Raw genomic sequence first — 12,748 nt, 5'->3', positions numbered from 1 at the left:
AAAGTACATTTTAAACTTCACAAAGTTAAAAAACATTGGGTAACTATTGCAGTGACAGGACTTGCTTTGGGATTGAGCTTTGCAGGCCTTAGCTACGCTTCAGCTGAAGAACAGCCTACCCCTGTTAATGAAGCAACTGTTGAAGCCATCATCAAAGAAGGTGCTGTTGACGTTGAAGCTCCTGCAACTAGTGAAGCCACAACTAAACTTGCAGAAAACACACCTACTACCGCTTCGAGCGAAGCAACCACAGTGTCAGAAGCACCAGTGGCCAGCTCTGAAGTAGCCTCAACAGAAACAGTTTCTGAAAAACCAAGCTCTGAAGTAGCCTCAACAGAAACAGTTTCTGAAAAACCAAGCTCTGAAGTGACAAGCGCAGCTAGTTCGGAAGCAGCTAATTCTGAAATTATTCATTCTGAGGTAAGTGCAACAAATACACCTACAAACAACGAAAACCTCATCATAAGCACTTCTCCTGATAAAACAACTTTAGATACCTCACAAAAAGATGGTGATTTCACCATCACTGTTGAAGCGGAAGGTATCACAAAAAAGACAGATAAAAGAGAAAGTTTCGTTTCAGATGCAAATGGTGTTACCTATTATGTAGATGCAAAAGGGCAGCTGGTTACTGGACCAAGAGACATCAACGGTTTCCATTATTACTTTAACGATGACGGCACTATGGTAAAAGGGCAGCTTAGGAAAGTTGACGACAAACTGCACTTTTACGATGAAAACGATGGCAAGCTAGTAACAGACCGTTTTATTACATTCAAAGACAACCACTATATTCCAGAAGAAAACTATAGTAAAGTTGTTTACTTCAATGAACCTGCTTATATCGAACCAAACTATTATGTAATGCCTGGATTAGAACGTTACTATTTTGATAAAAATGGTAACACACTTGAGAAAGGTCGTCAGACAATTTTAGGTAACGACTATTACATCTATGACAATGGTCAAGTTGCTGTTCATAGACTAATGGAATTAGATCACAAACGCTACTACTTTGACGACAAAGGGGCCTTAGTCAAAAATAAACAATATCCTATCATCGAAAAGGGTCTATGGAAGTCTATGCCATATGTATTTTATTCAGACAACGATGGGGTGGCACATTATCTCAATAAACAACTAAACATTGTGACTTATCCGTTCCCAACTTACTATACTCTTCCTTCAGAAAATAATAGAGACTATCCAAAAAATCAATTTATGATGGACTACGAAGGTCGTTGGTATTACTTCAACAAAGACGGATTTCCTATCACTGGACCTAAAACTATTGATGGCTTTGAACTCTACTTCCATGAATCATCTCGTCCAGAAGGACATCAAGCTAAAGGCGAATTCATTAATATTGATAATAAAATTTACTACTTTGACAAAGACAATGGTCGTAAAGTCAAGGATACATCTTTTGAGTTAAACGGTATCCATTATATCGCAGATAAAGAAGGGAACATCACTATCCAAGGTGATTCTAGATTCCATAACCAATATGTCAGCGATGATAAAGGCAACTGGTATTACTACAACTCCGATGGCAATAAACTCATTGGCGAACAAAACATTGATAACGTCAAAGTTTACTTTAAGGACAGTGGAGTCCAAGTTAAAGGACACTTCGCTCCGAATGGACACTTCTATGACAAGGATAGTGGTGAACTTGTTACCAATGCTTATGTAGAAGACAATGGGAACTGGTACTATGTCGATGAAAATGGTCAAAAACTCATTGGAAACCAAATTGTTGATAGTTATCATGTTTGTTTTGACAGTGATGGTCGTCAACTAAAAGGTGAGGCTAGCTACTCAAATTCAGGTCTACCAAAACATTACTATGATTTGCATAATGGACAAATGGTTATCAACTCTCTTATTCAAATCGATGGTAAGACCTATAAAGCTGATAATGAAGGTAAACTCTCTGAAGTACCATATGCTTTAAACTATCGCAACCAAATTGTTACCGACGAATTTGAAAACAGCTATTATTATGACTACCAAGGAATGATGGTTAAAAATCAATACGTTACTATCTATCACCTAGAGAATGACTATCTTAACCCTAAAATTAGAAAAGTCACCTATTATGCAGGATATGACGGAAAATTCCTTCACGGTCCCCAAACAATAAATGGTGTTGCTACTTATTTCAATGCCTATGGTGAACAAATCAAAGACCAGTTCGCAGACGATGGTTACTATTATGATAAAGATACCGGTGCTCGTGTTAATTTAGGTGTCAACCGATCAGTTATGATAAATGGTAAATGGTATTATGTTGACCAAAACGGAAAGCAATCTAAAGGAGAGTTTATTAAACAAGGAGGAAACAAATACTACTACGATAAAAATAATGGTGAGCGTGTCATTGGAACACTTTTTGAAGTGAACGATAAACTTTATATTTCAGATCAAGAAGGTGTCATTACTGAAAAGAAAGATGATATCAAAAAAAATGGACTGTTCTATGATGACTACCACAATATCCATTATATGAATGATAATGGTCATCTAGCTAGGAACTTATACGTTCCTTCTAACCACAATGGATTTAGCGATGATACAAAACCATTTTACTATTTTGGTTCCGAAGGAATCGCTTTAAAAGGGGAGCATACTATTAATGGTGAAACAGTATTCTTCGATGAAAATGGAGAGCAAGTAAAAGGAGGTTTCGCAAAAAACGGTAAATATTACGATAAACATACAGGTAACTTAGCAAGAAATACTTTCAGAGAACGTACTGTAAGAATCGCTCGTGAATGGCGTGCTAATGGTATCTCAACTACATTCCGCTACTACCTAGATAATAGTGGCTACAAGGTGTCAGGTTATCAGACTATTAACGGTGAGGACTACTACTTCTACCCTGATGGACCACAGTTAAAAGGGGATTTCGCACCAGATGGTAGATATCACGATAAGGACACCGGAGCTTTAGTCACAAAACGTTATGTTCAAATAAAACCTTGGCATTTTATCACCGACCTAGGTAATGAGCCTATCGACCATAATTATGTTCAAGTATTTCAATTCGATAGATACCCTAGTCTAGCAGACACCTCAACTGGTGCAATTACTAGATATTTTGGTAAAAAATATTCTAATAGTTGGTACTACGTCGATGAAAATAGTCAAAAGGTAACTGGACACAAAACTATCGATAATGTGAAGGTTTACTTTGATAAAGATGGTAAACAAGCTAAAGGTATTGTTGCTGATGATGGTTATTACTATGACAAGAATACTGGTGAACTTGTTGACTTAGGACGTGACAAATTCGTTGACGTTGACGGTAATCGTTACTATGTTGGTAGTGATGGTAAATGTTACAAGGGAGAACAAAAGATTGGAGATGATTACTACTATTTCCACGATGATGGTAGACTAGGCTACGACGAATTGCGAACAATTTGGGCGGGAAATGACTACTACTACCATTATTATTACCCAAAAACTGGAAAACGTGCTAAAAATGTTGACATTACTTTTAACCACTCAATTCGTTACAAGGTGAAAGCTGAGCTTGTTCATTTCGATGAAAACGGTGATGGAAGGGTTATTAAATATATTTACGAATAATATTTATTTCACACATATAATTCCAATTTGTCTTTCAATGAAAGGAGAATTATCATGGAAAAGAAAGTACATTTTAAACTTCACAAAGTTAAAAAACATTGGGTAACTATTGCAGTGACAGGACTGGCTTTGGGATTGAGTTTTGCTGGCCTTAACTATGCTTCAGCTGAAGAACAGTCTACCCCTGTTAATGAAGCAACTGTTGAAGCTATCATCAAAGAAGGTGCTATTGACGTCGATGCTCCAGCAACTAGTGAAGCCACAGCTAAAGCTGTAGAAAACACACCTGCTACCGCTTCGACCGAAGCTACCACAGTGTCAGAAACACCAGTCGCTAACTCAGAAGTGGCTTCAACAGAAACAGTCTCTGAAAAACTAAGCTCTGAAGTCACAAGTACAGCTAGTTCAGAAGTAGCCAGCCCGAAAACTACACATTCTGAGGTAGGTGCAACGACAAGTGAGAGTGTTACAACTGAGAATGTGTCACCTGTCGGTGATATCCCAAACGAAAATACCACAAGAGGAACTGACCGTTCTGCCTTTACTGAAAAAAGGAATGGATTTGTTACCGAAAAAGAAGAACGCATTGAAACAGAAAACTATTTAGGTAGTCTTATTACCACAAGACATCCTTATTACGTAACTTATTACTACGATAACAACGGTAATAAGCTTATGGGATGGCAAGATATTAATGGAGAACGCTATTATTTCAAAAAAGAGCGAGAACATCCTGGTTTCGAAACCATTGATGGAAAACTCTATTACTTTACAGATAGTGCTCGTATGCTCCATGATGAATTTGTTGAAGAAAATGGTCAAACTTACTATCTAGGTAGCGATGGCGTGCGAGTTTCTGGCTTACAAGATATCAAAGGACAAACCTATTACTTTAATCCTGATAGAAACGGTCAACTTAGCTATGGCTTGAACGTGGTCGGAGACAAGCTCTATCTGTTTGGAGATGCTGGCAAAGAAAATGCAGGACAATTAGTTAAAGACACACATCTCAACAACGGTGATTTCCAACTCAATATTGATTCTAATGGTATCGTTACAGTGGCAAATAACCATCCCGCTTTTCTACAAGATAATGGTGGTCACTGGTACTATATGGATAAAGATGGAAAACTTATGACTGGACCACAAACTATTGATGGCTTGACCTATTATTTTGATTCTAATGGTAGACAGGTCAAGAGTGAACGCCGTAAGGTCAATGGTAAATCCTATTTTTACGACCCAGATAACGGCGCCCTTGTGACGAACCGCCTCGTCACCTTCAAAGCTGGACGATTTATTCCTGAAGAAAACTATGCTAAAGAAATAAGATTTGACGAAGCTCCTTATGCAAATTATGATAACAATGAACATCCTGAACTCGAACGGTATTATTTAGGTACCGATGGCCTACCAGTCACAGGATGGCAAACCATCAATGGTAATAGGTACTTTTTCCAAGATGATGGAAACATGGTCGTGCACAGATTTTTCAATAACTATTACTTCTACAATGATGGAACTATTGCTAGAAATAGACGATTGAATATTCCTACGCACTATATTATGAGAGAATTTCCAAATATCTATGAATTTGATAATGATGGGGTTGGTAAATTCATTTCTAGTGATTTTAAGGATCTTCACCCTAAGACTACTGCTTATTTTGTCCAAGATAAAGATGGATACTGGCGTTACTATAATGAATATGGATTTCCTGTCGTTGGACCTGCAACTATTGATGGCTACGACATGTATTTCCATTTAGGAACTCATAGACAAGCTAAGGGAGAGCTCGTTGATATCGATGGCAAGGTTTACTATTTTGATAAAGATAACGGTCGAAAGGTTAAAGATACAACTTTTGATTTCGATGGTAAGACCTATGTGGCAGACCAATCTGGTGTCCTCAGCATTAAAAGTCAATCAACTGAACGAAACCGCTATATCAGTGATTCCGAAGGTAACTGGTACTATGTCAATGACAAGGGTTACCTCCTCCTTGGTGCTCATACCATTGATAACGTTAACGTTTATTTCGGCACCAATGGTGTCCAATACAAAGGCCATTTTGCTCCTGATAATCACTATTACGATAAAGATAACGGTGCTTTAGTAACAGATAGATTGGTTGAGGATGGCGGCAAAGAGTTTTATGTTGATAAAGAAGGAAAGAAGTTTCACGGTGCTAAATACTTGGACGGAATTCAGTACTACTTTAGATACGGTGAAAAAGTGAAAGGTGAGTTTAATTATCCATACCGTGGTGATCATTATTATGACAAAGAGACTGGTGCACTTGTAACCGGAAAATACTTCGAATACAAAAATAACTGGTATTATGCAAATAGTAAGGGAAATATTCTGACTGGTAGAAGAGTTATCGATGGCAAGCATGTCTACTTCTACGATGATGATTATGGACAATATAAGGGTATACAAGCTAAAGATAAACTCATCATTTTAGGTGGTAAGACTTACTATTATCTTCCTGGCTCTGGTAATCGTGCTGATAATGTAACCTTGACAATCAATCACGTTACTTATTACTTTGATAATGACGGGGTTGGCCATATCCTTCGATAGTCATTTACAAGTGACTATGGTCAATTACCCAACACAAAAGGAAGTCGACCAACTGTCAACTTCCTTTTTCATACCACAAATAAAATTTCATCCGTTTTAAGAAAACTTTAGGCTTTGCTTTATATACTATAACCATCCTAAAACTTTTCTTTTTCATAATCTCCTAAATCCAGGGCTTAGGTCCTGGATTTTTTTGCGTTTTACTTAAAAGTACTAACTCGGAAAGCAAAAAAAGGTTCCTATTATACTAAAATTCAAGTATAATAAATCATATAGTATTTAGAATAATTAAAAAATTATTTTTTTATTTATAAACATATATTTGGAGGTAATTAATTGAAAAATAAACTCAAGAAAAATGCTCTCTGGGGACTTATTCCAATTCTCTGTCTTATTGCTGCTTATTATTTTCTAGTCTTTGCTCCCCATCAAAAGGCAGTCGACTCATTCAATAATATTGCTCAAAAGGTTAAAAAGCAGAACAACATCTTAGAAGATAAAATAAAGACGGCAAATCAACTCCTAAGTAATAAAGACAAACCTTTAGATGAAAATCTTTCCTCTGAATTAAAAAATGAAATCACTTCTGCTGAGAAGGCAAAACGAAAAATTTCTAAGATTAAAAAGTCAACAAGTGATATTAACAAACAGGTAGAAGCACTTAAAAAACCGTTAGATTATACAACTGAAATAAAGAAACTCGATGATCTAAATCAAAAGTATTCAACAAGTGTTAAACAACTAAAACAAATAACCAACCCTTCTAGTAGCTTTATCGAAAGTAGACTTAAAGAAATTGATACCATTACAGGAGTTCAGTCAGCAACCGAAGATAATGATCCAAATAAGGGATTGAATAAACAAGGTAGTTACACAGCATCCGTGTATTTTACTGATAGTTTAGTTACTGACACTATTGAAGGAAAGGATATTGTAACTAAAGGAACTGATGCTGGTGGCAATATCGAAGTCTACAAAACAGTTGAAGATGCACAAAAACGAAATGAGTATTTGAGTGCTTTCGACGGACTCCCAGCTATGTTAAATCCTGGATCTCATTATGTTTATGGTACGATTATCATCCGAACTTCTGGAAGATTGACTGCTACACAACAAAATGACCTAACTCAAAAGATTTATCAAAAGTTGATTGAGATTAAAGATGGAGATACAAGCGAAACTAGTCAAAAAACTGAAACCAATAATAGCTCTGAAACTAGTACTCAAACTAACGTAACAACACAATCTACTCAAAAGAATTCAGGTACTGTCTCTAGTTCTACCACCGAAAATACTACAAATACTGCTTCTAGCGAAAAACAATCTGAATACCTCAGTAATATTGATGCAAATGGCTATAACAAGCTTACTGGAGAAAATATCTTTGAGAAAAAATCCGGAAATCCTGAAGATGGTCCTGAGTACCACAGTTTCTTTGATAGAAATGGCTATAACAGTCAAACAGGTATGAATCTTAATGATTACGTTGTACCCAATGATAGTTCCACTGGCATAGGATGGTCAGACGGTCAATAGTTAATTCTTAAAAATACTCACCTACTACTTTAAGAAAACTTTAGGATTTGCTTTATATACTATAATCATCCTAAAACTTTTTTTTCTTAATCTCCTAAATTCAGGGCCTAGGTCCTGGATTTTTTTGTGCGGTCAAGAAATAAACGATGTCATAGATTTTGAGCTATTTCTTATATTCTTTTGCCTGATGGATCATCTCTAGGAAATAAGCATGCACCCTTGTATCACCCGTTAATTCTGGATGAAAAGAGGTCACCAACATCTGCTTTTCTCTAGCTGCCACGATAGCCCCATTGACTTGTGCTAGAATATCCACTTCTGGTCCAACAGCTTCAATAATCGGCCCACGAATAAAGACCATTGGGATCTCCCCTATTCCTTTAAATTCAGCATCTGTGACAAAACTGCCCAATTGGCGTCCATAAGCATTTCTGGCTACAGTGATATCCATATTTGCCAAATGTTTTGTTTGGTCTCCCACTATGGTTTTGGCCAACAAAATCAGACCTGCACAAGTTCCAAATACAGGTAGTCCAGCATCAATTTTCGTCTTAATCGGCTCAAACAAGTCTAAATCATGCAAAAGTTTTCCCATGACTGTCGACTCTCCCCCTGGTAGAATGAGCCCGTCTAAATCAGCGTGAGCTTCCCAATCCTGTCGATTTCTGATTTGAACCGTTTCAACCCCAAGTGCTTTCAAGACCTGCTCATGTTCTGCAAAAGCACCTTGCAAAGCCAGTATTCCGATTTTTGTCATCTATTTTCCTCGCTCTGCCATTAAGATGTCAATTTCGTCCTTGTTGATACCAACCATGGCTTCTCCCAAATCTTCTGACACTTGCGCCAAAATATCGGGACGATTGTAGTTAGTTACTGCTTTGACGATAGCTTCCGCACGTTTTTTCGGATCTCCAGACTTGAAAATCCCTGAACCAACAAAGACACCTTCAGCACCCAGCTGCATCATAAGCGCAGCATCCGCTGGTGTCGCTACACCACCTGCCGCAAAATTGACAACAGGCAACTTGCCATGTTCGTGGACATAACGGACCAAATCAATTGGCACCTGCAAGTCTTTAGCAGTAATATAGAGTTCATCTTCTCTAAGATTTTGAATACGGCGAATCTCTTGATTCATGAGTCGCAAGTGGTGAACAGCCTGAACAATATCACCAGTCCCAGGTTCACCCTTGGTACGAATCATTGATGCCCCTTCTGAGATACGGCGAAGAGCCTCACCGAGGTCCTTAGCTCCACAGACGAAAGGCACATCAAACTGGGTTTTATCCACATGAATAAGGTCATCAGCCGGTGTCAAAACCTCACTCTCGTCGATATAATCAATCTCAATCGCCTGCAAAATCTGTGCTTCAACGAAATGACCAATACGCACCTTAGCCATCACTGGAATACTAACGGCGTCCTGAATTTCCTTGATCATCTTAGGATCACTCATACGTGACACACCACCCACCGCACGGATATCGGCCGGAATGCGTTCCAAGGCCATAACTGCAGCTGCTCCTGCCGCCTCAGCGATACGTGCTTGCTCAGGATTTTGAACGTCCATGATGACGCCCCCCTTAAGCATCTGTGCCAAATTTTTATTTAAGTCGTAACGATTTGTCATTGCAATCACCTCTCATGTTTTTATGTCCTCTATTTTACACAGGATGATTTTTGAAAAAAAGACTCTATTTCCCAAACTGTATGGGGACAATTGCCCTTTCAATCATATCTATAGACGAAAAAATAAATAAATTAGGAAAACTCTTTTATAGGCTATAACTATCACAACTATAAGCATCTTTTTATAAGAGTATGGCATTTTTGTATCCGTTTTCTATTGAAGTTATTAGAAAATAAGATTAAAATATAATCGTAAATTAATTTTTGGTGTTCATGATGTTTTATATGTCACAGCATGAATTTACCAAGTCACCATATAAGGGGGAAATTTATGGAAAACAAAGTTCGTTTCAAACTTCATAAAGTTAAGAAACATTGGATTACAATCGCTGCCTCAAGTTTGGCTATCGGGGCTTCACTGATTGGCCTTGGTCAAGTCGGAGCCGATGAGGTCGAACCTGAAACGACCGCTGTTAACAGTCCTGAAAATGTCGTCTCTGACAGTAATCTTGAGACAAGTGCTAGCCTCATTACAAGAACCGAAGTAGCTCCGGCGAGCACGGCTGTTGAAAATACTTCTAGTGATACAGTCTCAACTGACACTACATCTACTAATGTCGCCAGTCAGCCTGCAGAAGCAACTGCTACACAGCCTAGTAACGAGGCCGATAAAAAGGTTGAAACCGCTCAATCTAGTGAAACAACTATTGCTGATAGGGGTGCTGAAGTCTCATCTGAAACAAGCGACAACGTAACTACTTCACAGGAAACACCCTCACAAGGTGGCAAGTTCACATCCGATGATCAGGGTAACTGGTATTACCTAGACAACGAGGGCCACAAACTAACTGGCCCACAAACCATCGACAGCTTCAACCTCTACTTCCATGACAATGGCATCCAGGCAAAAGGTGAAAAGGTAACCATTGATGGCAAGGACTACTACTACGATAAAGATAATGGGCGTAAGGTAACTGATACAAGTATTGAAGTAGATGGTAAAACTTATCTAGCAGATGCTGATGGTATCCTAACCGAAAAAACACAACTACCTACTCAGGTCGTGACCGGTGGTCATTTCCAATCTGACAACCAAAAAGATTGGTATTACTACACTGCCAACGGTGAAAAATTGACTGGTTGGCAAAATGTTGATGGTGTCATCCTTTATTTTGATAAAGATGGGAAACAAGTCAAAGGACAAGAACGAGAGATTGGTGGAAAATACTATCGATTCGATGAGAATGATGGTTCTCTATTAACGAATCAGTGGCATCACACTTCAATTTTCAATGGCTATAGGACAGAACCTCAATATACAACTTATACTAATTACTTAGGCGAAGATGGTGCTGCATTTATTGGATGGCATACCATTGACAGTAAACGTTATTATTTCAAACCTGACGGACTTTTGGCTAAAAATGATACTGTCACAATTGATGGGAAGATTTATCTTTTTGATTACCAAGGACAATTGGTCAAGAACAAATATGGCATTGTTGAAACTCCTTCAATGTTCCATGCAAACACTTCTACCTACCGTACCAATGCTAACGGCGAAGTCTTAACTGGTAAACAAATTATCGATGGAAAAGAATATATCTTTGCTTTAAAGGGTCAAGTTCTTGATGGTATCATAGGTTATGACAGCAAACTTTATCTAGTCACAGATAGTAAAATAGAAAAAAACTATTTTGGAGCCCTTTTTTCAAAAAAAACATTTTGGGGCGGGCCTAGTTTCTCTGGAATCTATGGAACTGATAAAAACGGTGTCCTCCTCGAGGGCATCCAACGAGGCTCTGATGGTCACCTTCACTACTTCCAACCTGAGGTAAAAAGTGTTGATAAGCCTACATGGAAAGAAATCGATGGCAAGCGCTATCGTCTAACAAAATCATATCGAACAGAAAGATATGCTGGTATGTACACCACTATTATCCTTACTAACGACACTTTGAAAGTCGATGATAAGACCTACACAATTGATAATGAGGGAGTAGTGACTGAATTTACGGCTAAAAACCAATTTGTTCGCGATGATTTCTGGAACTGGTACTACTACGACAAAGAGGGCAAACTCCTAACAGGCCGTCAAACCATTGATGGTGTTCAACTCTACTTTGATAAAAATGGTAAGCAAGTCAAAGGTAGCCTAGTAGACATTGATGGTAAAACTTACTACTTTGACAAAGACAGTGGGGCTATGTGGACCAATCGTAGTCTAACTCTCAATGGAATGACCTACGAAATTGATGACCAAGGCCGTGTGACATCGTCACTTCGAAATACCTTTGTTCAAGATAAAGATGGTGACTGGACCTACCTCAAAGATAAGGGGCAAGTAGCTACTGGATGGCAGACTATTGATGGTATTCAACTCTACTTTGATGGCACTGGGAAACAAATCAAAGGTGAGCGTATCCTTATAGATGGGAAGTACTACTATTTCGATAAGAACAATGGCGAACTCCTCCGTAATGCATTCCATTCCTTTAGTTCCTCATATAAGCTCTACTTTGGAAATGATGGTGCTCAAGTTTTTGGATGGTACACACTAGATGGTCACCGTGTTTACTTTAAAGAAGACGGTCTACAAGCTAAAGATAATGTCCTTTTAATCGACGGAAATTATTATTACTTCAATCAAGATGGCCAACTTCTTGTTAATGGTTCCGCTAAATCATATAATAGTTTATATCTTGCAGATTCAGAAGGAAAATTATTATCCGGGTGGAGAGAAATTGACGGTAAGACCTATTACCTAGATCCAAGCAACCAATATCGCTATATCAATACAACAGAAACCATAAATGGCAAGACCTATCTTTTCGGTTCTTACGCAGAATTATTACGTAATGAAACTAAATCCGGTTACGTTTCAGACGAAAATGGAATCGTTCGAATAGGATTCTACCGTACTGATAAAGGCTATCTATACTATCTTGAGCCTAGGGTAATCGAGTTTTACCAACCAACTTGGAAGGAAATTGACGGTAAGCTCTATCACTTTGAAAAATCAACTTCATTAAGGAAATATCTTTACGGATCTCCAATCACAACCAATGCAACCCTTGAAAAAGATGGCAAAACTTATGTCATTGATGAAAATGGTGTGGCAACTGAGAAAGTTAATTAAAGTGGAAAACAAGATATTTCTCGCACTTTAAGAAAACTTTAGGAATTACTTTATATACTATAACCATCCTAAAACTTTTCTTTTTCATAATCTCCTAAATCCAGGGCATAGGTCCTGGATTTTTTTGTGTTTTTAAACTCTTGTGACTGCTAAAATTGTGACATTGGCCATTCACTCGCTTTTTTATGTAATCGTTTTCTTATTTTTGTCTAAATTTCTTATATTTTCTTGAAAGTCTCTAAAATAGCGCTATAATAGGAC

General features: G+C 37.9%; 6 protein-coding genes. 4 read left to right on the top strand and 2 right to left on the bottom strand.

Features of this window, described 5'->3' with window-relative positions; genetic code table 11:
* The 3 genes from H7T99_RS10195 to H7T99_RS10185 form a co-directional block, all read left to right on the top strand.
* Nucleotides 1-3,597: KxYKxGKxW signal peptide domain-containing protein (locus H7T99_RS10195; protein WP_201035991.1), on the top strand; the 3,597-nt coding region annotated here is incomplete at its 5' end.
* A gap of 54 nt (nt 3,598-3,651) precedes the next feature.
* Nucleotides 3,652-6,183, top strand: a complete 2,532-nt coding sequence (locus H7T99_RS10190) for a KxYKxGKxW signal peptide domain-containing protein (protein WP_037602282.1) — start codon at nt 3,652-3,654, stop codon at nt 6,181-6,183.
* Nucleotides 6,184-6,519: 336 nt separating this feature from the next.
* The gene (locus tag H7T99_RS10185) at nt 6,520-7,719 is read left to right on the top strand and encodes a hypothetical protein (protein ID WP_037602284.1); all 1,200 of its coding nucleotides are present in this window, start codon (nt 6,520-6,522) and stop codon (nt 7,717-7,719) included.
* 163 nt (nt 7,720-7,882) lie between these two features.
* On the opposite strand, the gene pdxT is transcribed toward H7T99_RS10185, so the two are convergent.
* Nucleotides 7,883-8,476 (bottom strand): pyridoxal 5'-phosphate synthase glutaminase subunit PdxT, encoded by a 594-nt coding sequence (gene pdxT, locus H7T99_RS10180; protein ID WP_037602286.1) that lies wholly within the window; start codon nt 8,474-8,476, stop codon nt 7,883-7,885.
* A complete protein-coding gene (gene pdxS, locus H7T99_RS10175; RefSeq protein ID WP_037602288.1) occupies nt 8,477-9,349 on the bottom strand; it encodes a pyridoxal 5'-phosphate synthase lyase subunit PdxS in 873 nt (290 codons plus the stop codon). It abuts the gene before it with no gap.
* Nucleotides 9,350-9,679: 330 nt separating this feature from the next.
* On the opposite strand from pdxS, the gene H7T99_RS10170 reads away from it, so the two are divergent.
* Nucleotides 9,680-12,487, top strand: coding sequence for a KxYKxGKxW signal peptide domain-containing protein (locus H7T99_RS10170; RefSeq protein WP_037602290.1), 2,808 nt, complete (start codon nt 9,680-9,682; stop codon nt 12,485-12,487).
* Nucleotides 12,488-12,748 lie beyond the last annotated feature (261 nt).

Source organism: Streptococcus sp. 17.1 (assembly GCF_016648655.1).
GTDB lineage: Bacteria > Bacillota > Bacilli > Lactobacillales > Streptococcaceae > Streptococcus > Streptococcus salivarius_E.
Note: the sequence above shows the minus strand (reverse complement) of the source record. Positions and strands in the feature narration are given on the sequence as shown.

Coding starts and splice junctions, on each gene's coding strand:
- H7T99_RS10190 (WP_037602282.1), top strand. CDS start 3,652: ATGGAAAAGAAAGTACATTTTAAACTTCACAAAGTTAAAAAACATTGG.
- pdxS (WP_037602288.1), bottom strand. CDS start 9,349: ATGACAAATCGTTACGACTTAAATAAAAATTTGGCACAGATGCTTAAG.
- pdxT (WP_037602286.1), bottom strand. CDS start 8,476: ATGACAAAAATCGGAATACTGGCTTTGCAAGGTGCTTTTGCAGAACAT.
- H7T99_RS10170 (WP_037602290.1), top strand. CDS start 9,680: ATGGAAAACAAAGTTCGTTTCAAACTTCATAAAGTTAAGAAACATTGG.